Raw genomic sequence first — 20,917 nt, 5'->3', positions numbered from 1 at the left:
TTTATTGTCAAGAGTTTATATGTCTTAATAGGTAAATTCCGTTTTTTCAATTCTCCAAACTGGAAGTTGACATTCCGTAATCAGTTTTTTGTCGGTGCAATGATTACCTTACAATTTGAACAATAATACGCTTCCGCTTTATATCCATTCGCTTTTAACGGTTTGAACTGATTGATTAGGGGAACTCCCTGTTCTGCAATTGAAAAAGAGAGAACCGATGGTCTTTCTCCGTTCGGAATCCATTGCACAGGCTGTCCCCCGTTAGGGATATAGCCCAGCTGCATTTCTTCTTGGCAATATGGACATTTCATAGTACATTTTCCTCTGCAACTTCCGATTTGTTGCTCAATTTTCATATTCAAATTACACCATAAAACCTGTGAACAATTCTACCGTCATTTGGGACTATATGAGAAAAGTCCGAACAGTTTTCTGCCCGGACTTCCTCGCTCAATCATAAATCAATTCGATTTTCACAATTTCCCCTGCCTGTGCCTTGCAAGCGTTCATCTGCCGTGCCCATTCCATTTGGTGTCGGCTTTCAGTTTCTCGGTCACGCCGTTTCGCTTCGCCAACTCCGGCACGATCAGCTCCATGCGGTTTCGTGCCGCTTCGTCAATCTTAGCGCAATACTGTCTTACGTACACCCAGCAATTTCGCCGGGGCTTTTTCCATTGGTTTGAACGCAAAAAAGGCGGCCCGGCAATGCGCCGGACCGCCTTTGAAAAAACGGAGTTACTTGCTGCGCTTCTCGAACTGGTCCACACCCACGCCGCACAGGGGGCAGGTGTAGCCCTCGGGCAGCTTGGCGCCTTCGTACACGTAACCGCAGACCGAGCACACCCACTCGGTGTTTTCGTCGGTGTCCGCAGCGGGAGCGGCCTGCTTTTCAAAGAACTCGGCACCCACGCCGCAGAGCGGGCAGGTGTAGCCCTCGGGCAGCTCGTCGCCCTCGTAGACATAACCGCAGACGGTGCACACCCACTTGGTGCCGGAGGCGGAAGCGGGCTTGACCTCGTCGGCAGGCACTTCCACGCTCTTCTTCTCAAAGAACTCGGGGCCCACGCCGCACAGCGGGCAGGTGAAGCCGGCAGGCAGCTGGTCGCCCTCGTAGATGTAGCCGCAGACGGTGCAGACCCACTGGGTCTTGGTGACCGGCAGCTCGGCCACCGCTTCGGGAGCCACGTAGGTGGGGGCGGTCTTGGGGCTGGAGCCCTTGATGACCTTGTGGTAGTACTCGTAGGTCATGGCGGGGGCGGTCTGGGCGAACACGCCGGTATCGATCACCTTGCCCAGGAACACGGTGTGGGTCTCGGTCTCCATCTTGTCGATTACCTTGCACAGGCCCCAGCCCATGGTGTCCTCCAGAACGGGCAGACCCTGCTCGTAGTGCCAGGCCACACCGGCGAACTTGTCCACGTCGCGGCTGGAACGGAAGCCGAAGCCGCCGATCAGGCCCGGGTCGCTGGCCTCGCTGAGCACATTCAGCGCGAACATGCCGCTTTCGGAAATGGCCTTATGGGTCAGGTTGTCGTGGTTGATGCTCACCGCGATGGTGGCGGGCTCGGCGGTAATTTGCATGGCGCTGTTGGCGGTGCAGCCCACCGGAGTTTCGCCGTTCATGCTGGTCACGATGTAAACGCCGTAAGACATGCTGAAAAAGAAACGAACATCCATTTTTATGCTCTCCTTTGCCGCGCGGCAGCGGCCGCGCACCGTTATGGGGGTGTATTTAGGATATATTATCAGTATAGCAAACAGAGGGCAAAAAACAATAGGTTTTGTGTAAAATAAAAAAGAAAGTTTCACCCGCCGCTTTTCTTTGTCTGCCGGGCACCCTTGCATTTGGCCGCCGCCGGGCCTAAAATGAATGAGGCAAGAAAGAAACCGGTGAAAAAAACGGGTGTGAGGAAGTGTGTTAAGTGGAAAAAACGGCAGGCGAAATGCGCGTGCAGTTTACCCGGCGGGATCTGGCCCGGCTGCTGGCTCCGCTGGTGGTGGAGCAGTTTCTGGCGGTAACGGTGGGCATGGCGGACACAATGATGGTGTCCTACGTGGGCGAGGCGGCGATCTCCGGCGTATCGCTGGTGGATATGCTGAACGTGCTCATCATCAATATTTTTGCGGCGCTGGCCACCGGCGGTGCGGTGGTCATCAGCCAGTATCTGGGCGCGCGGGATGTGCCCAGCGCGAAAAACAGCGCGGGCCAGCTGTTTCATCTGGCAGCGCTGGCGGGCGTGGGCTTCATGGTGGTGGCCCTGGCCTTTACCCGGCCGCTGCTGCGCCTTCTGTTCGGGCAGATCGAGCCGGAGGTGATGGATGCGGCGCTCTTATATCTGCGCATTTCGGCGGCATCCTACCCCTTCATTGCCCTGTACAACGCGGGTGCGGCCCTGTTCCGAAGCATGGGCAACAGCAAGATCAGCATGCAGGTGAGCATCCTGATGAACGTGGTGAACGTGGCGGGCAACGCCATCTGTGTGTTCGGCCTGGGGCTGGGTGTGGCCGGTGTGGCCCTGCCCTCGCTGGTGAGCCGTGCCCTGGCCGCCGGGTTGATTCTGTGGCGGGCCTCCAACCCCATGAACCGGGTGCATGTGCGCCCCGCCCAGTGCCTGCGGCTGAAAAAGGGGCTGGCGCTGCGGATTCTGAACATCGGTATCCCCTCCGCCTTCGAGAACAGCCTGTTCCAGCTGGGCCGGGTGCTGGTGGTGAGCATCATCTCGGTGTTCGGCACGGCGCAGATCTCCGCCAACGCGGTGGCCAACAATCTGGACAGCATCGGCTGCATCCCGGGCCAGGCCATCGGCCTGGGACTCATCACGGTGGTGGGCCAGTGCATCGGCGCACAGGATCAGAAGGCCGCCATCGGCTACACCAAAAAGCTGGTGGGCCTGACCTATGTGGTGGACGGCACCCTCAACCTGCTGGTGATTCTGGGCATGCCGCTTCTGCTGGGGCTTTACAACATCTCGGCCGAAACCTACCAGATCGCCTGGATGCTGGTGCTCATCCACTGCGCCTGCGGCATCGTGCTGTGGCCGGTGTCCTTTGTGCTGCCCAACGCCCTGCGCGCCGCCAACGATGTGCGCTTTACCATGGTGGTGAGCATCGCCAGCATGATGATCTGGCGGCTGGGCTTCAGCTACGTGCTGGGCATCGGCTTCGGCATGGGGGCCGTGGGCGTGTGGATCGCCATGGTCATCGACTGGGTCTGCCGCAGCGCCTTCTTTGTGGGGCGGTTTGTCAGCGGCAAATGGAAGACAAAATACCGGGCCTGAACGGTATCATAAAAAAGGAGAAGGTACATGAACGTATTCAATCACAAACGGCCCCTGCGCCGGGACACCTACGACCTGGCCGGGGCGCTGCTGGAATTTCTGGACCGGATGAAGGCTCAGGGGCAGGGCGAAGCCGCTCCCTGCGAGCCGGACCGGTTCGCGCTGCTGCTCACCGGCCCGGCGGCTCTGCGCAAGGTGCCGGGCATCCCCGGGGCCATGGGCGCGGACCGTCTGTTCCTCTGCGGCCGGGACGGCGGCGACGCCGCCGCGGTGCGGGAGCACTGCCGCAAGCTCTACGGTGCGGACGACGCAGAGGGCCTTGCGGCCTTTGCCGAAGCGGAATACAACACCCAGAACGACTACACCCAGTTCCGCAGTTTCTGGAAGGGCCGCCCCTGCTTTGATGTGAATGCGCTGGACGAGCGGGGAAAATTCCTCTTTACCGCCTGCAAAGACTTTGCCGAGCTGCTGGCTCCCATCGCCGGGCGCAAGGGCTTTTTTGCCTTTGACTGTGCCGAGCGGCTGGGAATGTGGCGCGCGGCATTGGCGGCGGGCATCATCACCGAGGAGGAGTTCTGGAAGAAGGCCCGGCCGCTGGCCTCTGCGGCTTCGGACCGGTACGACAGCTTCCTGGAATACGCGGCGGGCTACCTGTGCGGCGCCTGCTACGACATGTTCCGGGGCCAGATGGCCGAGGAGGGCAAGGTGGACAAGGAGGAGATGCGCCGGTACGTGGAGCTGAACTGCCGGGTGCTGGAGCAGCTGCTCACCGGCCCCTGGCAGGCGGCGGCCTGGTACAAGCGCCCGCCCAAGCAGTATAAGCTGGCCCCCGGCCAGATGCGGCAGCTGCTCACCGGCTACGAGGGCGGCGACAAGGTGGCCTGCATCGCCAGCGACCGGATCACCGTGGACGGGATGCCGGTGGGCTACCTCTACCGGGAAGCGCCGCTGGACCCAAATGCACCGGACAGCGGCTGGCGCATCTTCGCGGGGGACGAGAGCCCCGACTACATGGCGGATGCCGCCCACTTTGAGTTTTATCATCTGAACACCATCTGCAACTACGATGACTCCATTCTGGAGCTGCTGAACACCCCCGCGCCCGCCGCCTTCCGGCGCGCCGGAGACGGCTGGCAGCAGGAAGAGCGCTGAGTTTGCCCATGCCCGGCCCCGATTTCCGGTGGCCGGGCATTTTTGTGGGCATAGCGGGGGAAATACCGTGCAAATTATACAAAGGAGCGGGCGTAAACCGGCGTTTTGCTTGACAGAACGCCTTTGAAAGGATAGGATAAAAGTAGAACGCGGGGCGCACGAAACAAGCGCCCCCATGACCGGAAAGGATTGGCTCTATGCTGAAAAACCTGTATCTGATGAGCGGCACCGATGCCTTCACCAAGGGCGGGCTGGACAACGTGGCCCTGACCGAAAACGCCGTCTGTCTGGAGCAGACCGGCGGGCGGTATGTGCTGTACGGCTGCTTCACCTCGCCGGAGATTCGCTTCCCGGCCTTCCGCCAGCTGACCGTGAGCTGGAACGCCGAGACGCCCAAGGGCACGGTGGTGGAGGCCCAGGCCCGGGTACTGGTGGACGGCGAGTGGACCGGCTGGCTGACCCTGGGCAAATGGAGCCCCTACATCCGGCGCGAGAGCCTGCATCAGGAGGCGGCAAAGCCCGCCTATGTGAGCGGAGACACCATCCATGTCCCGGCGGGGCGGGCCAGCCTTGCCCAGCTGCGGATCTACCTTTATACCAACGATGAGCAGCTCACCCCGCTGGTGCGGCTGCTGGCCGCCAGCGTGCGGCCGGTGGACTGGCACTGGGAGGAGGCGGAGCCCTACGGCCGTCTGCTGCGCCTGCCCGCCTACAGCCAGCAGCTGCGGGACCCGGTGTTTGCGGGGAGCATGAGCGCCGCGGTGACCCTGGCCTCCATGATTAACCGCTGGGGCCAGGATGCCCTGCCCGAGGAGCTGGGCTGGGGCATGCGGGATTACGCACTGGGCGACTGCTTCAACTACGCCTTCATGACTGCTCTGGCCGGCGGCTACGGCTACCAGGCCTACCGGGCCTATCTGGACCCGGCTTCGGTGTGGCAGCAGGTGAAGGCAGGGCATTCCATCGGTCTGCGCATGCACTACGCGGCCAACAGCGAGGATGCCGCCCGTCTGGGCCTTCCGCTGCTGCCCGGGGCCTTTGCCACCGGGGCGGACCAGTGCATGGCCCTGCGGGGCTTTGAGGAGGAAAACGGCCAGATATACGTGCTGGTGAACGACAGCCTGGCCCCCACCGACCGGGAAGCGGAGGCACGCTACCCGGCCAAGGAGTTCTGGGCGGCCTACAGCGGCGAGGCGGTGATCATCACCGGCAAGCACCCCGGCGAGGATGCGGGCCATCCCATCCGCCGCCGGGTGGGGCTGCGGGCGCTGGAGCAGCTGGGCTGCTATCTGTTCCAGAGCGCCGAGGGCGAGGATATGCCCCTGCCGGAGGATTTTGAGGGCACCCTGGCCTGCACCGTGCCGGACGGCGTGGCCCACGCCACCACCGCCCATAAGGCCTTCCATTACCTGAGCCGCACCGGAGAGGGCGCGGTGCGCCTGCCGCCCGAGCTGCTCAGCCAGGCGGGCCGGCTGACCGTATACGCCATCGATTCCAGCGGCGGCGGTCTGGTGGGCGAGGTGCACACCGGCAGCTGACCGGTCATTGTTCCAAACGCACCGGCGCGCATCCCGGCGTGCTGTGCGCGATAAAAACCACAAGGCGGAAGCACCGCCATAAAGGGGGTCAATTGTATGAAGCGCAACATCATCACCATCAGCCGTGAGCACTGCACCGGCGGTCTGGACATCGCCCGCAAGGTAGCACAGGATCTGAACATCCCGTTCTACGACAAGGAGCTCATCACCATGGCCGCAAAGGAGAGCGGCCTTTCCGAGGAGTCCATCGCGGCGGTGGAAAAGCGCCACTCCGCCAGCCTGCTGTACAGCCTGTACACCATGGGCGGCGATCTGCCGCTGAACGATCAGGTCTACATCATCCAGTCCCACATCGTTTCTCAGCTGGCGGAAAAGGGCCCCTGCGTGATCGTGGGCCGCTGCGCCGACTACGTGCTGCGGGACCGCCCGGATGTGCTCAAGGTCTTTTTGCATGCCACCATGGACTTCCGCAAAAAGTTCGCCCTGGCGGCGGGGGACTTCGCCCCCGGCACCGAGGACCGGATCATGGAGCTAAGCATCCAGAAGGAGGATAAGCGCCGCGCCTCCTACTACAATTACTACACCCAGAACCGCTGGGGCGAGGCCCAGTATTACGACCTGTGCCTGAACGCGGCCCTGGGCATCGACGCCTGCGCAAAGCTCATTGAGGAAGCCGCCCAGCTGGAGGGCTGATTTTCCCCCTGTGCCCGGTGGGCAAAATATGCTATAATAGCCGCAGAGCGGCTATTATACGGGATTTTAATGCCCTTTTCCTCGCCCCTTACGGGGCAACCGGAAAAGATGGCGAATTATACCATAACGCTTCGCATTATGCTATAATAACCGAAAAGGGCGGCCCGGCGTGCGGCTGTGCGCCGGGCCGCCTTTCTTCTGTGTACGGGCGTCCACTGCGGGCGCTCTGTGAAAAAACAAAGAATGGAGAGATTTTACTATGGTACGCATCACCATGGAAAACGGCAAGACCATCGACCTGGAGCTGGACGCTCAGGCCGCACCCATCACCGTGGAGAACTTCCTCAAGCTGGTGAACGAGGGTTTCTACAACGGCCTGACCTTCCACCGCATCATCCCCGGCTTTATGATCCAGGGCGGCTGCCCGGACGGCACCGGCATGGGCGGCCCCGGCTGGCACATCAAGGGTGAGTTCGCCCGCAACGGCTGGAAGAACCCCATCAAGCACGAGCGCGGCGTGATCAGCATGGCCCGCGCCATGGACCCCAACTCCGCCGGCAGCCAGTTCTTCATCATGCATGAGGACGCTCCTCATCTGGACGGCGGCTACGCTGCCTTCGGCCGCGTGGTCAATGGTATGGACGTGGTGGACGAGATCGCCAACACTCCCACCGGCTTCCAGGACCGCCCCGTGACCCCCGTTGTGATGAAGACCGTGGAGGTCATCGAGGGATGATCGAAAAGCTGAAAGGGCTGATCGAGAAATATTACGAGCAGCTGGCCTACCTGTTCTTCGGCGGGCTGGCCACGCTGCTGAACATCGTGCTGGCACTGGTGTTCCGCTGGATGGGCATGCCCACCACCTGGAACACCCTGCTGGACAACGTGATTTGCATCCTGTTCGCCTACTGTACCAACCGCATCTGGGTCTTCCGCAGCCACAGCAGGGGAATGGACGCGATGCGGGAGTTCGCCTCCTTCATCGGCTGCCGTCTGGGCACCCTGGTGATGGATGTGGCCATCATGTGGATCGGCGTGGACCTGATCGGCATGGCCCTGGTGCCGGAAGGCTGGCAGGGGCTCTGGTTCCTGGCGGTGAAGCTGGTGGATCAGGTGCTGGTCATCCTGTTCAACTATATTTTCTCCAAGCTCATCATCTTCAAAAAGGGACAAAACAGCTGACGCACAAGAACAGCTCCGGGAACCCCCGGGGCTGTTCTTTTTTGTTCGCATAATATTATATTGACATTTAATATTATACGAAATATAATATTGTTAGAAACAGAAAGGGAGGCGACGGCGTGGCGTTCAACAACGGAGCGGCGCTGATGGATGCGCTGGTGCTGAGCACGGCGGCAAAGGAACCCACCTACGGGTACCGGATCACCCAGGATGTGCGCCGGATCATGACGGTGAGCGAGAGCACCTTGTACCCGGTGCTCCGCCGCCTGCAGAAGGAAGGGTACCTGGAAACCTATGACCAGGCGTTTGCCGGGCGTAACCGCCGGTATTACCGGCTCACCCAGGCGGGGGCCCAGGCGCTGGAGCAATACCGGGCCGAGTGGACCGAGTACAAAAAGCAGATCGATTCCATGCTGCTGGAGGGGGAAGACGACCAATGACGAAACAGGAATTTTTGCAGCGGCTGAACCGCCTTCTGGCGGATGTGACCCAGGAGGAACGGGAAGAGGCCCTGCGCTACTACGAGGAATATTTTGACGAGGCGGGCCCCGAGCAGGAGCAGGCGGTGCTGGCCGAATTGGGCAGCCCGGAAAAGGTGGCCGCCATCATCAAGGCCAACGTGCCGGGCAGCCGCATCCCGCCCCGCTACCAGACGCAGGGCGCCGGGCAGGCGGCAGGTGCCGCGGCGGGCGCGGCCCAATATGCGAATCCGCCCCAGTACCCGGGCGCGGCCCCGAAATCCGACAACCGCACCCTGTTCTGGGTGGTGGTCGTGGCGGCGGCGCTGATCCTGTCGCCCCTGTGGCTGAGCGTGCTGGGCACCGTGTTGGGCATCCTGGCGGCGGTGGCCATCACCGGGGCTACGCTGGCCTTCAGCGGAGTTGCAATGGTGATTGCGGGCATTGTGGTGGTGGTCAAGGGCTTCCTGACCCTCTGGACCGGCGTGGGCACCGCCCTGCTGGTGGCGGGCCTGGGCGTGCTGGACATTGCCCTGGGCTTTCTGGTGCTGGGCATCGGTCTGGCGCTGCTCTGGCTGCTGGTCTGGCTCTGGCGCATGGCCGTGCGGGGCTGGCACTGGGCCAAAGAAAGGCTGGCACAGAACAAAGCGAGGGGGAATGAGCAATGAAACGTGTGATCAAATACTGCTTTATGGCGGCGCTGGCCATGCTGATCCCCGGCATCCTGCTGTGTGTGCTGGGCATGATCACCGGCGGCGTGTGGAGCGATGCCTTCAGCCGCAACAATCTGATTTCCGGCACAAAGCCCATGTGGGGCTGGGATTGGCACTGGGGCCGCAGCACAGACGCCTCGGTGGCGGTGGATGACCCGTCGCTTTCTCTGGCGGGTTCGGGGGACTGGCAGGTCCCCCACCAGACCGGCGATGTGCAGCGGCTGGACTTCACCGTGGAGGTGGGCCGCCTGGAGCTGACTCTGGGCGATGATTTTGCGCTGAACACCGGCAGCTGTGACGATGTTCTGGTGGACAGCAGCCGGGAAAACGGCGTCTGGACCCTGACCGTGCACTCGGACCACAACCACAGCCGCAATCATGGCGACGGCGACGTGGTGGAGGTGGTGCTGCCCCGGGATGCCTGGTACGACGCGGTGGAGCTGGAGTGCAGCGCCGGGAGTATCACCGGCGAGGAGCTGGCCTGCGGCGATCTGGAAGTGGATGTGCAGGCGGGTAGCGTGCAGCTGCGCCGGGTGCAGGCCGATTCCATGGACCTGAGCGCCGACGCGGGCAGCGTGGATGTGAGCGGCACCGTGAACGGCGAGGCAAAGATCGAGGTGAACGCGGGCAGTGTGACCCTGCGCACCCCCCAGCCGGAGCAGTACGGCTACGCCATGGAGTGCAACATGGGCCAGGTGGAGCTGTTCGGGGACGTTTCCTCCTCCCTGTACAAGCGGGTGGTGGAAAACGAGGATCTGCGCCCCTTCTTCGACCTGGAGGTGAACACCGGTAAGGCTGCGGTAAGGGCGGACGATACCCTGTAAACAAACAAGCAAACGGCCCGGAGGTTTCTCCGGGCCGTTTCATCATGCAAAGCGGCTATACAAAACGCCGCAAAGCCGGTATAATGGGAAAAAACAACAGAGCCAAAGCCCCTCGGGGGCGGCGCGGAAGGAGCGGAGCATGGAGCAGCACAGCATGCGGGTGGAGACCTTTGGCGGGTTGGCCGTCTGGCTGGACGGTCAGCTTCTGGTGCGCCGGGGCGAGCGGATCAACAAAAATCTGGAGATGCTGGCCCTGCTGGCGCTGAACGGCCGCGCACCTCTTTCCAATGAGGCGCTGGCCGGTCTGCTCTGGACTGAGGAGGAGAGCCACAACCCGGCGGGTGCGCTGAAAAACGCCGCCTACTCGCTGCGCCGTCTGCTGGAGCAGCGGGGCGTGGAGCGGGAGCTGGTTACTGTGGAGGACAAGCAGTACCGCCTTGCGCCGGACCTTTCGCTGGAGGTGGACCTGTGGCAGGCGGGACGGCTGGCCGAGCAGGCGGTGAACCAACCGGACAAAGCCCTGGCTCTGGCGGCCTGGGAGGAGCTGGACGGCATCTGCTGCGGGGATTTTCTGCCCCAGCTGGCGGACCGGCCCTGGGTGGCCGGGCAGGCGGCTTTGATCCGGGACGGCTGGCTGGCCGCTGCCCGGCGGGCGGCGGCGCTGCTGCTGGAGGACCGGGAGCGCTCGGATGCGCGCCGGGCGCTGGCGGTGTGTGCCGAGGCGCTGCTGCTCTTCCCGGACGATATGGAGCTGCAGATCGTGCGGTTTGCGGCCATGCAGGAGCTGAACATGAAGGCGGCGGTGCGCAGCCAGTACCCCCTGTTGGCCGAGATGCTCATGGAGCGGCAGGGGCAGGCCCCGCCGGCCCGGCTGCGGGCCATTCATCAGTGGGCCACCGAGGGCGAAAGCCGGGGCAGGGAGGAGATGCTGCGCATCCGCCAGAAGCTGGAGGGTCACGAAAAGAACGCCCCTCCGGGCCCCTATTTCTGCGAGTACGACCAGCTGCCCATGCTGTATGCCATGGCACGGCGGCAGGCGGTCCGCACCGGTCAGGTGACGGTGCTGCTGCTGGCGGGCGCGGGCGGGCAGCTCGGCGCGGCCAGCGCCGGGGCGGACCAGGAGCTGCGCTTTCTGCTCAGCCAGACGCTGCGCCGGGGCGATGTGTGCTGCCGCTACGGCCACGACCAGTATCTGGCCCTGCTGATGCTGACCGACCCTGCCCACACCGGGGCGGTGGAGCACCGCCTGCGGGCGGGCTGGCGGCCGGTGAACGGCCGGCTGGAGCTCACCTTCGATTTCGGCGGCCCGATGCCCCAGATCCACGGCGAATAATTTTAGCCTCCGTCGGGAACGGCGGGGGCCTTTTTTGCGCCCGAACCGGAAGAATTTTGGGCGGATTTCTTAAAAAATTCACGGATTGTATCAGGATTGTTGGTTGTGTGGCCCAAAAACTTTGTTTATAATAAAGGTATCACAGGGGAGCCATTCCCCCAAAGGAGCGACGCAATGGAACGGCATTTTGTGGAATTCGATAACGTGTGCAAATATTACCAGATGGGTGAAAACCGCATCGCGGCGGCGGATCACGTCTCGTTTTTCATCGACAAGGGCGAATTCTGCGTGATCGTGGGGCCTTCCGGCGCGGGCAAGACCACCGTTCTGAACATGCTGGGCGGCATGGACGGCTGCGACGAGGGCCACATCTTTCTGGACGGCCAGGAGGTGAGCGCCTACAATCAGAAGCAGCTCACCCGCTACCGCCGCTACGATGTGGGCTTCGTGTTCCAGTTTTACAATCTGGTGCAGAACCTGACCGCGCTGGAGAATGTGGAGCTGGCGGGCGAGATCAGCAAGGAGCCGCTGCCCGCCGAGCAGACCCTGCGCCAGGTGGGGCTGGAGCACCGGATGGACAACTTCCCGGCCCAGCTTTCCGGCGGCGAGCAGCAGCGGGTGTCCATCGCCCGGGCGCTGGCCAAAAACCCCAAGATCCTTTTGTGTGACGAGCCCACCGGCGCGCTGGACTACAAGACCGGCAAGCAGGTGCTGGCCCTGCTGCAGAACACCTGCCGCCAGACCGGACGCACCGTCATCGTGATCACCCACAACTCCGCCCTCACCGCCATGGCGGACCGGGTGATCCACATCCGCAACGGCCAGGTGGCCGGTGTGGAGGTGAACGAGAACCCCACCCCCGTGGAAAGGATCGAGTGGTAAAAAATGAAACGTACATACCGCAAAACGGTGGTGCGCACCATCCGCCAGAGCCTGAGCCGGTTTCTGGCCATTTTTGCGATTGTGGCTCTGGGCGTGGGCTTTCTGGCCGGTCTGCTGGCCACCACGCCGGACATGCGCTATTCCGCCGACCGCTTTTTCGACGAGACCGACCTGTTCGACCTGCGCATCGTGGGCACCCTGGGCCTGACCGACGAGGATGTGGAGGCGGTGCGCGCCATTGACGGGGTGGAGCAGGTGATGCCCGCCTACTCGGCGGATGCCATCGTGAACACCCCCTCCGGCGACGGGCTGGTGGCCCGCATCCAGAGCGTACCGCTGGACCAGATCGAGGAAAAGGAGCCCCAGGGCTACCTGAACCGGATGGAGGTGGTGGAGGGCCGCCTGCCGGTGAAGGAGGACGAGTGCGTGGTGGAGCAGGGCTCCGACTACCAGGCCATGGGCTTTTCGGTGGGCGACACCCTGACCATCTCGCCGGATAACGAGGACTGGGAGGACACCTTCACCCGCAGTGAGCTGAAGGTGGTGGGCGTGGTGAGCACCAGCGCCTATTTCTCCATCGAGCGGGAGAGCGCCAGCGTGGGCGACGGCACCGTGGATGTGGTGCTCTACACCGGCGAGCAGAACTTCGCGCTGGATGTGTGGACCGACATCTATGTGCAGGTGGAGGGCGCCAAGGCCTACGACAGCCTCACCGACGCCTACACCGACTATGTGGACCTGACTGCCCAGAAGCTGGAGGACATCAGCGGCGAGCGCAGCCGCATCCGCTATGAGCAGGTGAAGACCGAAGCCGAAGAGGCGCTGGCCGACGCCACCGCCGAATATGAGGACGCCAAGGCCGAAGCCGAAGAGAAGCTAGCGGACGCGGAGGAGGAGCTGGAGGACGGCCGCAGCGAGATCGAGCAAAATGAGAAAAAGCTGGAAGATGCCCAGAAGGAGATCGAGGACGGTCAGGCCGAGCTGGATGCCAATAAGGAAAGTCTGCCCGGCACCCTGACCGCCCAGCAGCAGCAGCTGGCGGACGCACAGGCCAAGCTGATCGACGCAAAGGCCGAATATGAGGCCGGCGTGGCTCAGGTGGAGCAGAAGAGCCAGGAGCTGGCAGACGCAAAGCAGCAGCTGGAGCAGGCGAAACAGCTGGTCCAGCTGCTGGAACCCAGTCTGACCCAGGCCCAGGAGGCCCTGCCCAAGCTGCAGGCTCGGGTGGATGAGCTGAAGCCCACGGTGGAGAGTGCCCGGCAGCTGGCCGACCAGCTGGAGGCCGCCCGCGCCGAGGCCCAGACCAAACGGGACGCGGCCGCCGCCGAGTTGGACGCGGCCAACACCGAATTGACCAACGCCCAGGCGGCCATCGACGCGGCCCGGGGCGAGCTGACCGAAGAGGAATGGGCCGCGCAGAAGCCGGACGAGGCCGCCCCGCTGCTGGCTGCCCGCACCCAGGCCCAGGCCCGGGTCCAGACCGCCCAGACCGGGCTGGACAGCGCCCAGCAGGCGCTGGATCTGGCGACCAGTCAGGCCGAGGCCGCCCGCACCCAGGCGGACGCGGCCCAGGCGTTGCTGGACGAGGCCAACAGCGCGCTGGCCCAGGGCCAGCAGGCTGTGAATGAGACCCAGGCTCAGCTGGATACCGCCAAGGCCCAGATCGCGGAGAACGAGCCCAAGATCACCGAGGGCGAAAAGCAGCTGGAAGCCGCCAAGGCTAAGCTGGAGGAGGCCAAAAAACAGATCACCGAGGGCGAAAAGCAGATCGCCCAGGGCGAGAGCGCTCTGAGCATGGCCCCGGGGCTTGCCCAGCTGGAGCTGGAGCTGGCCCAGGAGAAGCTGGATTCCGCCAAGGCTGAGCTGGAGGACGGCACCGCCCAACTGGAGGACGCCAAGCAGCAGCTGAGCGAGGGCGAGGCGGAATACGCCGAGCAGAAAAAGAGCGCCGAAGAGCAGCTGGCGGACGCAAAGCAGCAGCTGGACGACGCCCGGAAGGAGATCGACGAACTGGAGGAGCCGGAATGGTACCTGCTCACCCGGGATGAGAACGTGAGTTTCGCCTCGCTGAAATCCAACGTGCAGAAGGTGGAGGCCATCGCCCGGGTATTCCCGGTGTTCTTCTTCCTGGTGGCGGCGCTGGTGGCCCTGACCACCATGACCCGCATGGTGGAGGAGGAGCGGCTGCAGATCGGCACCATGAAGGCGCTGGGCTACAGCAAAAAATCCATCATGGCAAAGTATGTGATCTACGCCATGACCGCCACCGTGGCGGGCTGCGTGTTCGGTTTGCTGGTGGGCTTCAATCTGTTCCCCACCGTTATCTGGAATGCCTACTCCATGATGTATACTCTACCGAAGATATACCGTCTGTTTAATGTTCCCTATGCGGCCATTGCCTCGGGGGCGGCCATCCTGTGCACCTTGGCGGCTACTCTGAATGCCTGCTGGGCTACCCTGATGGAGGCCCCCGCCACCCTGATGCTGCCCAAGGCCCCCAAGGCGGGCAAGCGCATCCTGCTGGAGCGGGTACGGCCGGTGTGGAAGCGGATGAAGTTCACCCACAAGGTCACCGCCCGCAACCTGTTCCGCTACAAAAAGCGGTTCTTTATGACGGTGGTGGGCATCGCGGGCTGCACCGCTCTGCTGGTGACCGGCTTCGGCCTGCACGATTCCATCAGCGACATCGTGAACAAGCAGTTCGGCAAGGTGTTTACCTACGACTTCACCGTGAGCGTGCGGGACCCGGAGGAATTTGAGGGCAGCGAGCTGGAAGAGGTGCTGGGCGATTCCTCGCTGGTGACCGACTGGACCCTGGTGCACCAGGAGCAGAGCGAGAACGAATTCGACGACATCACCTTCGAGACCTATCTGTTTGTTCCTCAGGAGAGCAGCCGAATCGGCAGCTTCGTGGACCTGCACGAGCGGGTGAGCGGCGATGCGGTGGCCTTCTCGGAGACCGGCGTGGTCATCACCGAGAAGATGAGCGAGCGGGCGAATCTGTCGGTGGGCGACACCGTGACCCTGGAAAACAAGGATGGCCGCACCGGCACCTTCCGGGTGGACGGCATCGTGGAAAATTACGTGGAGAACTACGTGTACATGAGCGCCGAGACCTACGAGTCCGGCTTCGGCGCTGCGCCGGAGTTCGATCTGGTGCTGGGCCACGCGGCGGATGATTCCGACGAGGGCCGGGCCGCGCTGAACAGCACCCTGCTCAAGACCGAGGGCGTGGCAGGCGTGAACCAGATCAGCGACCTGAAGAGCACCTTCAGCGGCATGATGCAGAAGATCGACATCATCGTGGTGGTGCTCATCGTTTCCGCTGGTGTGCTGGCCTTCGTGGTGCTGTACAACCTGACCAACATCAACATCACCGAGCGCACCAAGGAGATCGCCACCATCAAGGTGCTGGGCTTCTACGACAGCGAGGTCTCCGCCTACGTGTACCGGGAGTCGGTGGCGCTGTCGGTCATCGGTACGCTGGCGGGGCTGGTGCTGGGCATCTTTTTGCACATGTTCGTGATCCACTCGGTGGAGGTGGACGCGGTGATGTTCGGCCGCACCATCAAGCCGCTGAGCTACGTGTTCAGCGCCCTGCTCACCCTTGTGTTCAGCGCGCTGGTGAATCTGGTGATGCACCGAAAGCTGCGCCGAATCAGCATGGTGGAAAGCATGAAGGCCCCGGAATGATCCGCTGAAATCGTTTTTTGAACGAATTTTGCAAGGGTTACAAAGATTTGATTTGACGGGATCGGGTAACGCATACTATAATAGTTAACATAGGGCGTGGGGCTTTGCCCTGCGCCCTGTTTTTTGCAGAAACTCTGCAGAACAGAAAGGAAGTGAACCCTGTGTTCCCGTCGACTATGACGCAGACAGATCCCGCAGCGCCGGAGACCCTTCTCATCGTGGACGATGACGAGCTGAACCGGGCGATTCTGGAGAATATATTTGCCGGGCAGTACCGCATCGAGCAGGCGGAAAACGGCCGTCAGGGGCTGGAGGCCATTCTGGCGGACCCGGGGCGGCTGTGCGCCGTGCTGCTGGATGTGATGATGCCCGAAATGAACGGGCTGGAGGTGCTGCGTGAGCTGCATGCCCGCGGCCTTACCGAGCAGGTGCCGGTGTTTATGATCACCGCCGAGACCGGCGACGAGATGATGAAGGAAGCCTATGCCCTGGGCGTGATGGACGTGATCGGCAAGCCGGTGGTGCCCTATCTGGTGCAGCGCCGGGTGGGCAGCGTGGTGGAATTGTTCCGCGCCCGGCGGCGGTTGGGCAGCGTGGTGGAGCGCCAGAAGGATGAGCTGCTGGCCCAGGCGGGCCGGATCATCGAGCTGGGCCACGGCATGATCGCCTCGCTGGCGGCGGCCATCGAGTTCCGCAGCGGCGAGTCCGGCGATCATGTGCGCCGGCTGCAGCACATCACCCGGGAGCTGCTCACCCACACCGAGATGGGTGCGGGGATGAGCCAGCAGACCGTGGAGGACATCGCCCTGGCGGCGGTGATGCACGATGTGGGCAAGATCGCCATCCCGGATGCCATCCTGAACAAGCCCGGCCGCCTCACGGCCGAGGAGTTTGAGGTGATGAAGACCCACACGATCCAGGGCGCAAAGCTGCTGGAGAATATCCCCCAGATGCGGGACCACAGCGCCTACGAATATGCCATCGATATTGCGCTCCACCACCACGAGCGGTGGGACGGCCGGGGCTATCCCCACGGCCTTGTGGGGGATGAGATCTCGGTGGGTGCGCAGATCGTGTCGCTGGCGGATGTGTACGATGCACTGGTCAGCCCCCGGGTGTACAAGGCGGCCTTTTCCCACGAAAAGGCACTGGAGATGATTCTGAACGGGGAGTGCGGCACGTTCTCGCCCCGGCTGCTGGAATGCTTCCGGCAGGTGCATCCCCAGATCCGTGCACTGTATGAAACGAAGGAGGAAGGCTGAGATGAACCCACAGAGCCAGGCAATTCTGGAGCAGGGCGGCGTAGATGTGAACGGCGCCCTGGGCCGTTTCATGGGCAGCGAGGCCCTGCTGGAGCGCTTTTTGAAGCGCTTTTTGCAGGATGAGACCCTGAGTGCTTTGCAAACAGCGCTGGCCGCGGGCGACACCGAAGCCGCCGCCGCTGCCGCCCATTCCCTGAAGGGGACCAGCGGCAACCTGTCGCTGAATATTCTGTTTGAGCGCTCCACCGCCCAGCTGGGCCAGCTGCGGGCCGGGGACCTGGAAGGGGCCCGGCAGGCCATGGCCGGAGTGACCGAGGCCTACACCAACGCGGTGGAGGCCATCCACGCCGTCTACGGCGAGGGCTGAGCTGCCCAAAAAACAAAAAAGAAGAATCGCCCGTCCGGCATTCTCTGAAAAGAGAATATGCCGGGCGGGCGATTTGTTTTTGGATTCAGAGGCGGCTCACAGGATGGTCTGGCCGTTCACCACCAGCCGGAAGCTAAGGCCCAGCTTGTCCGCCGCCTTACGGCAGAGCAGCATCCGGTCCATAAAAATCTCGAAGTAGTCGATCACCGGCGAGATGGCGGTGTCGATGGTCAGCTCCAGCAGCACCGCGCCGTCGTCGGTGAGGGTGGTGGAGGCCTTTTCCACCGCGTAGTTCACCCGGTCGTGGATGTCGAACTGGGCCGGGTCCTTGGTGCGCACCCGGCTGCGGCGCACATCGGTCTTGTCGGCCAGGATCAGCGCCGCTGCCACCGGGTTCACCGGGTAGGCGGTGGCCTCATCGTGGTTGCCGATGGCCGAGCATACCGTGGCGATCTCGTCCGCCTCCATGCCCAGATTGTCCAGAATGCGGAAGGCCATCACCGCGCCGGACTGGGCGTGGTCGATCCGGTTGATCACGTTGCCGATGTCGTGCATATAGCCGGCGATCCAGGCCAGCTGGCAGGTGCGCTGGGAATAGCCCAGATGGGTCAGGATCTTTTCGGCAAAATGGGCCACACGGGCCACGTGGGCGGTGCTGTGCTCGGTATAGCCCATGGCGGCGAGGGTGTCGTCCGCCCGGCGGATGTAGGTTTGAATCTGTTTGTTTTCCTTGATGTGATGCGGGGTGATGATCATAAAATAAAATCCTCCCAATGGATTTCGATGAATCAGAGAATCCATTTTATTATACCGCGTTTTCTGCAAAGAAAGCAAAAAATGCAGGTAAAACCTTTGTTAGGCCAGGCCCGGCGGGACCCTCTTGCCATTCCCGACAAGTTGTTATAAAATAAACGAAAATGCGGCCTGGACCTGCCGGAGCCGCACAGAGGGAGGAAGAAAATCGTGAATCAAGTGGCGGAATTTCTGAAACGAAAAAACATTGTGATCTCGGCCCGGCGCTACGGGGTGGATGCCCTGGGCGCCATGGCACAGGGCCTGTTCTGTTCGCTGCTCATCGGCACCATTCTGGACACGCTGGGCAAGCAGCTGGGCGTGGAGCTGCTGAGCACCATCGGCGGCTACGCCAGTGCCATGAGCGGCCCGGCCATGGCGGCGGCCATCGGCTACGCGCTGCAGTGCCCGCCGCTGGTGCTGTTTTCGCTGATCGCCGTGGGCAACGCGGCCAACGGCCTGGGCGGTGCGGGCGGCCCGCTGGCGGTGCTCATCATCGCCATCATCGCCGCCGAGTGCGGCAAGGCGGTCTCCAAGGAGACCAAGGTGGACCTGCTGGTCACTCCGCTGGTGACCATTCTGGTGGGCGTGGCCCTCTCCGCCGCCATTGCACCGGCCATCGGCGCGGCGGCCAGCTCGGTGGGTCAGCTCATCATGTGGGCCACCGAGCTGCAGCCCCTGCTCATGGGCATTGTGGTGTCGGTGGTGATCGGCATCGCCCTCACTTTGCCCATCTCCTCGGCGGCCATCTGCGCGGCGCTGTCCCTCACCGGGCTGGCGGGCGGCGCGGCGGTGGCCGGCTGCTGCGCCAACATGGTGGGCTTTGCGGTGATGTCCTTTAAGGAAAACGGCTGGGGCGGCCTGGTCAGCCAGGGCATCGGCACCTCCATGCTGCAGATGGGCAACATCGTGAAGAACCCCCGCATCTGGCTGCCGCCCATCCTCACCAGCGCCATCACCGGCCCGCTGGCCACCTGCGTGTTCCGGCTGGAGATGAACGGCGCCGCCGTGTCCTCCGGCATGGGCACCTGCGGTCTGGTGGGCCAGATCGGCGTGTACACCGGCTGGGTCAACGATGTGGCCAGCGGTGCCAAGGCGGCTATCACCGCCTTTGACTGGCTGGGGCTGATCCTCATCTCCTTTGTGCTGCCTGCGGTGCTGTGCTGGGCCATCGGTCAGCTCTTCCGCCGCATGGGCTGGATTCGGGAAGGAGATCTGAAGCTGAGCTGAGCCGCCTTCGGTTGCTCCGCCGCCCGGGAACCGATATAATAAAGGAAGAAATATTGCAAAGGAGCGGAGCAACATGGAGCTGGTGCAGCGTCAGGAACAAAAACAGGTTTTGAGCCAGAGCCAGCGGCAGTCGCTGGAGATTTTGCAGATGCCGGTGCTGGAGCTGCAGGAGTTTTTGCAGGAGAAGGCGCTGGAGAATCCGCTGCTGGAGCTGGAGCTTCCGGAAGAGGTATATCTGCCGGACCCGGCGGAGCCCACCGCCGAGGAGAACGGCGGCGAGGCGGACCGGTGGGAGGCCACCGGCAGCGAGAGCGCCGCGGTGTGGGACCTGCCCGCCGGAGAGGGTCTGGGCGAATGGAGCCGGGGCGGCGACGGCGAATGGGACCGGATGGCCACGCTGGCCGACCCGGCGGACCGGGGCGAGAGCCTGGCCCAGGCGCTGCACGAGCAGCTGCTGCACCTGCCCCGCCTGTCCGACGAGCTGCGCCGCCTGGCGGATTATCTGGCGGAATGCCTGAATGAAAACGGCTTTCTGGAGTTCTCGCTGGAGGACCTGGCCGCTGACCGGAGCGTGAGCGTGTTTGAGATGGAGCAGGCGCTGTATGTATTGCAGAGCCTGCAGCCCGCGGGCGTGGCGGCGCGCACTCTGCCCGAGTGTCTGGTGCTGCAGCTGGCCCAGACAAAGGATTTCAACGAGCATACAGTGCGGCTGGTGCGCCAGGGGCTGGAGCTGCTGGCCAAAAACAACATGACCGCCATCGCCCGGCTGCTGGAGTGCACCCCGGCCCAGGCGCAGGCGGCGGCAAAGGCGGTGCGGGCGCTGAACCCCCGCCCGGCCGGGGGCTACGGTGCGGGACCGCTGGCCTATCAGATCCCGGAGGCGGTGTTCCGCCGGGAGAACGGCCAGGTGGTCATTGAGCTGGAACGGCGGCTGGCTCCCCGGCTGCAATTGAACGAACAGAACTGCAGCTTACTGCAGCAAAGCGGCTCCCCCGAGGCCAAGAGTTATTTAAAGGACCGGCGCGCCAAGGCCCAGCAGCTGCTGCGGGCGGTGGCCGAGCGGGAAAGCACCCTGGTGCGGCTGCTGCGCCAGCTGGCCCAGGACCAGCAGGACTTCTTTTTGCGGGGCGGGCCGCTCAAGCCTATGACCCTGACCCAGATGGCCCGGAGCCTGGGGCTGAGCCTTTCCACCGTGAGCCGTGCGGTGCAGGGCAAGACCCTGCAGTTCGAGGGCAAGAGCCTGCCGCTGAAACGCTTTTTCTCCGCCGGTGTGTCGGTGGAGGGCGGTCAGGTGAGCAGCGAGAGCATCAAGCGCCAGCTGCTGCGCTTTGTGCAGGCGGAGGACCCGGCGAAGCCCCTGTCCGACGAGGCGCTGCGGGCGGCGCTGGAGGCGGTGAACCTGCCGGTGGCCCGGCGCACCGTGGCCAAATACCGGGAGGAGCTGGGCATCCCCAGCTCGTCGGCCCGGCGGCGGGTGGAGTAAGGCGCATAATTCCCCCTTTTCTGCGGCATACTGATGC

Annotated in this window: 19 protein-coding genes and 1 pseudogene; 16 read left to right on the top strand and 4 right to left on the bottom strand. The window is 63.1% G+C overall.

What is annotated here, in order from left to right; translation table 11 throughout:
* Positions 1-80 precede the first annotated feature (80 nt).
* The 3 genes and pseudogenes from B5F28_RS15070 to B5F28_RS05615 form a co-directional block, all read right to left on the bottom strand.
* Positions 81-311: a PF20097 family protein gene (locus B5F28_RS15070; RefSeq protein WP_087294199.1), complete on the bottom strand. Its 231-nt coding sequence runs from the start codon at positions 309-311 to the stop codon at positions 81-83.
* 139 nt (positions 312-450) lie between these two features.
* Positions 451-635 (bottom strand): annotated as a pseudogene (locus tag B5F28_RS14430) (TnpV protein); the annotation flags it as partial.
* Positions 636-735: 100 nt separating this feature from the next.
* Positions 736-1,677 carry a rubredoxin-like domain-containing protein gene (locus tag B5F28_RS05615; protein ID WP_343212743.1) on the bottom strand — a complete coding sequence of 314 codons (942 nt, stop codon included), beginning with the start codon at positions 1,675-1,677 and terminating at the stop codon, positions 736-738.
* A gap of 266 nt (positions 1,678-1,943) precedes the next feature.
* Between B5F28_RS05615 and B5F28_RS05610 the strand changes: the two genes are divergently transcribed.
* The 14 genes from B5F28_RS05610 (at position 1,944) to B5F28_RS05545 (ending at position 17,375) form a co-directional block, all read left to right on the top strand.
* On the top strand, positions 1,944-3,278 hold the full coding sequence (locus B5F28_RS05610; protein WP_087294307.1) for an MATE family efflux transporter: 1,335 nt from the start codon (positions 1,944-1,946) through the stop codon (positions 3,276-3,278).
* A 27-nt stretch (positions 3,279-3,305) separates the two neighbouring features.
* Positions 3,306-4,430: an immunity protein Imm33 domain-containing protein gene (locus tag B5F28_RS15065; protein WP_087294197.1), complete on the top strand. Its 1,125-nt coding sequence runs from the start codon at positions 3,306-3,308 to the stop codon at positions 4,428-4,430.
* 197 nt (positions 4,431-4,627) lie between these two features.
* A complete protein-coding gene (locus tag B5F28_RS05600) occupies positions 4,628-5,968 on the top strand; it encodes a cysteine peptidase family C39 domain-containing protein (RefSeq protein ID WP_087294195.1) in 1,341 nt (446 codons plus the stop codon).
* Positions 5,969-6,064: 96 nt separating this feature from the next.
* Positions 6,065-6,661, top strand: coding sequence for a cytidylate kinase-like family protein (locus tag B5F28_RS05595; protein WP_087294193.1), 597 nt, complete (start codon positions 6,065-6,067; stop codon positions 6,659-6,661).
* Positions 6,662-6,920: 259 nt separating this feature from the next.
* Positions 6,921-7,397 (top strand): peptidylprolyl isomerase, encoded by a 477-nt coding sequence (locus tag B5F28_RS05590; RefSeq protein ID WP_087179983.1) that lies wholly within the window; start codon positions 6,921-6,923, stop codon positions 7,395-7,397.
* Positions 7,394-7,843: a GtrA family protein gene (locus B5F28_RS05585; protein WP_087294191.1), complete on the top strand. Its 450-nt coding sequence runs from the start codon at positions 7,394-7,396 to the stop codon at positions 7,841-7,843. Before B5F28_RS05590 ends, B5F28_RS05585 begins: the two co-directional genes overlap by 4 nt.
* A 119-nt stretch (positions 7,844-7,962) precedes the next feature.
* A complete protein-coding gene (locus tag B5F28_RS05580) occupies positions 7,963-8,283 on the top strand; it encodes a PadR family transcriptional regulator (RefSeq protein ID WP_087294189.1) in 321 nt (106 codons plus the stop codon).
* Complete coding sequence (locus tag B5F28_RS05575) at positions 8,280-8,969, top strand: DUF1700 domain-containing protein (protein WP_087294187.1); 690 nt, start codon at positions 8,280-8,282, stop codon at positions 8,967-8,969. Before B5F28_RS05580 ends, B5F28_RS05575 begins: the two co-directional genes overlap by 4 nt.
* A complete protein-coding gene (locus B5F28_RS05570) occupies positions 8,966-9,838 on the top strand; it encodes a DUF4097 family beta strand repeat-containing protein (protein ID WP_087294185.1) in 873 nt (290 codons plus the stop codon). Before B5F28_RS05575 ends, B5F28_RS05570 begins: the two co-directional genes overlap by 4 nt.
* 139 nt (positions 9,839-9,977) lie before the next feature.
* Positions 9,978-11,171: an AfsR/SARP family transcriptional regulator gene (locus B5F28_RS05565; RefSeq protein WP_087294182.1), complete on the top strand. Its 1,194-nt coding sequence runs from the start codon at positions 9,978-9,980 to the stop codon at positions 11,169-11,171.
* Between the two features lie 174 nt (positions 11,172-11,345).
* Positions 11,346-12,053, top strand: coding sequence for an ABC transporter ATP-binding protein (locus B5F28_RS05560; protein WP_087294180.1), 708 nt, complete (start codon positions 11,346-11,348; stop codon positions 12,051-12,053).
* 3 nt (positions 12,054-12,056) lie between these two features.
* Positions 12,057-15,746 (top strand): FtsX-like permease family protein, encoded by a 3,690-nt coding sequence (locus tag B5F28_RS05555; protein ID WP_087294178.1) that lies wholly within the window; start codon positions 12,057-12,059, stop codon positions 15,744-15,746.
* A gap of 161 nt (positions 15,747-15,907) precedes the next feature.
* Entirely contained in the window at positions 15,908-17,008 is a 1,101-nt protein-coding gene (locus B5F28_RS05550) for an HD domain-containing phosphohydrolase (RefSeq protein ID WP_343212742.1), read from the top strand.
* Between the two features lies 1 nt (position 17,009).
* Positions 17,010-17,375, top strand: coding sequence for an Hpt domain-containing protein (locus tag B5F28_RS05545; protein WP_158097528.1), 366 nt, complete (start codon positions 17,010-17,012; stop codon positions 17,373-17,375).
* 96 nt (positions 17,376-17,471) lie between these two features.
* Here the strand turns inward: B5F28_RS05545 and B5F28_RS05540 are convergent, their stop codons facing one another.
* Positions 17,472-18,131, bottom strand: a complete 660-nt coding sequence (locus B5F28_RS05540; RefSeq protein ID WP_247643414.1) for an HD domain-containing protein — start codon at positions 18,129-18,131, stop codon at positions 17,472-17,474.
* A gap of 207 nt (positions 18,132-18,338) precedes the next feature.
* On the opposite strand from B5F28_RS05540, the gene B5F28_RS05535 reads away from it, so the two are divergent.
* A complete protein-coding gene (locus B5F28_RS05535) occupies positions 18,339-19,397 on the top strand; it encodes a PTS sugar transporter subunit IIC (protein ID WP_206423052.1) in 1,059 nt (352 codons plus the stop codon).
* 73 nt (positions 19,398-19,470) lie between these two features.
* On the top strand, positions 19,471-20,880 hold the full coding sequence (gene rpoN, locus B5F28_RS05530; protein WP_087294172.1) for an RNA polymerase factor sigma-54: 1,410 nt from the start codon (positions 19,471-19,473) through the stop codon (positions 20,878-20,880).
* Positions 20,881-20,917: the final 37 nt, after the last annotated feature.

Source organism: Gemmiger sp. An194 (genome assembly GCF_002160145.1).
Lineage (GTDB): Bacteria > Bacillota > Clostridia > Oscillospirales > Ruminococcaceae > Allofournierella.
Note: the sequence above shows the minus strand (reverse complement) of the source record. Positions and strands in the feature narration are given on the sequence as shown.